The organism is Morganella psychrotolerans (assembly GCF_001676155.1).
GTDB lineage: Bacteria > Pseudomonadota > Gammaproteobacteria > Enterobacterales > Enterobacteriaceae > Morganella > Morganella psychrotolerans.
Genome location: NZ_LZEW01000026.1, coordinates 1 through 858, shown reverse-complemented (window position 1 = coordinate 858; position 858 = coordinate 1). Strand labels below are relative to the sequence as shown.

Annotated in this window: 2 tRNA genes and 2 rRNA genes; all 4 read right to left on the bottom strand. The window is 47.3% G+C overall.

Going from position 1 to position 858, the window contains the following annotated elements:
• Positions 1–114, bottom strand: a 23S ribosomal RNA gene (locus tag AYY16_RS15070); the annotation flags it as partial.
• 312 nt (positions 115–426) lie between these two features.
• A tRNA-Ala gene (locus tag AYY16_RS15065) sits at positions 427–502 on the bottom strand.
• Positions 503–631: 129 nt separating this feature from the next.
• Positions 632–708, bottom strand: a tRNA-Ile gene (locus tag AYY16_RS15060).
• A gap of 68 nt (positions 709–776) precedes the next feature.
• Positions 777–858 (bottom strand): 16S ribosomal RNA (locus tag AYY16_RS15055); the annotation flags it as partial.

The window sequence follows — 858 nt, the reverse complement described above, 5'->3', positions numbered from 1 at the left end:
AAATCGTCGGCTATAACGGTTCATATCACCTTACCGACGCTTATCGCAGATTAGCACGTCCTTCATCGCCTCTGACTGCCTAGGCATCCACCGTGTACGCTTATTCGCTTAACCTCACAACCCGAAGGTGTCTTTTTCGACTGGCTGCGCTTTGCGATTCTTTGTCGGGCGGTGCGCGTGATGCTCACATACCTGAGTATGCTCCGCTCACTGTGCTCCGGCCTTCGCGAAATCACTTCGCTCGCCGCGTCTCATTATAAGAACACGTTCTTGATTGATTGGCTGAGAGACTCATCAATATTACCTCGGTGATAATATTGATTGTTTCAATTTTTCAGCTTGTTCCGGATTGTTAAAGAGCATAATAATTCACAGCATACCGTTTCCGGTAGACTCTGAATTATTGTTCGCAGATATCAGAGATAATGGTGGAGCTAAGCGGGATCGAACCGCTGACCTCCTGCGTGCAAGGCAGGCGCTCTCCCAGCTGAGCTATAGCCCCATTAATCTCTCGATTTTTTTTACCGGAATTTCTTCAATAAGAAAGGTTCTTTTTATTCAGACAAGGCGCAGGAAGGCGAAGTTTACATAAAGTAAACGAGTCTTTCTGCAACGCTGTATGAGAAAAAAGTGGTAGGCCTGAGTGGACTTGAACCACCGACCTCACCCTTATCAGGGGTGCGCTCTAACCACCTGAGCTACAAGCCTATTCCCGGTATCTGCTTCTTTTCTATCAGACAATCTGTTGTGAACACTCACATTCTCTACCGACTAGGTAAGGAGGTGATCCAACCGCAGGTTCCCCTACGGTTACCTTGTTACGACTTCACCCCAGTCATGAATCACAAAGTGGTAAGC